Below are 252 nucleotides of genomic sequence, written 5' to 3'. Positions count from 1 at the left end.
CGACGAAGTCGGGACGCCGGGTTCGGTGATGACCTATTTCCCGTTTCCGCATATCGCCCGCGGTCGTCCCGGCACAGGTGAAGTGGGCACGACCGTCTTTTCCGTCCCGGAGGGCTCGTTCGGCTACTGGTCGGATCGGCTGACGGCGGCGGGTGCCGGAGGGGTGAAGAACGAGACCGCATTCGGTGAGAATCGCCTGCATTTCGCGGGTCCCGATGGCGACGGCTTCGCGCTCGTCGAGGTGAAGGACGA

1 pseudogene is annotated in these 252 nt (G+C 65.5%); it reads left to right on the top strand.

From position 1 onward, the window contains the following. Positions 1-28: 28 nt before the first annotated feature. Positions 29-252 (top strand): annotated as a pseudogene (locus R0J92_RS25020) (ring-cleaving dioxygenase); the annotation flags it as partial.

Origin of the sequence: Tritonibacter sp. SIMBA_163 (genome assembly GCF_046535935.1) — a bacterium.
In the GTDB taxonomy this organism is placed as follows: domain Bacteria; phylum Pseudomonadota; class Alphaproteobacteria; order Rhodobacterales; family Rhodobacteraceae; genus Epibacterium; species Epibacterium scottomollicae.
Note: the sequence above shows the minus strand (reverse complement) of the source record. Positions and strands in the feature narration are given on the sequence as shown.